Genomic DNA, 223 nt, shown 5'->3' on the forward strand with positions numbered 1-223 from the left:
GGCCTCGCCCGGGTAAAGGTCGGCGATCCTCCGCATCGTCAGCCCCGGAAGGTAGGCGACCGGGCAGCCCATGTCCCGGGCCACCGCCAGCGGCAGGGCTCCGATCGAGGCTGGCTGGTCGACCACGACCAGCACCGTTCCGTGCTTGGCCTGGAGTTTCGCGAACAGCTCGCGGAGCTTGGGTTCGGTGTTGGGCAGGCGCTTGTCGAAGGCTTTCTTTCCG

General features: G+C 68.2%; 1 protein-coding gene. It reads right to left on the reverse strand.

What is annotated here, in order from left to right; translation table 11 throughout:
* Window positions 1-223 (reverse strand): transposase (locus tag ACEPPI_RS41100; protein WP_373920322.1); only part of this gene is annotated, 223 nt, incomplete at both ends.

Origin of the sequence: Streptomyces sp. AB3(2024), from assembly GCF_041862025.1 — a bacterium.
Taxonomy (GTDB): Bacteria; Actinomycetota; Actinomycetes; order Streptomycetales; family Streptomycetaceae; genus Streptomyces.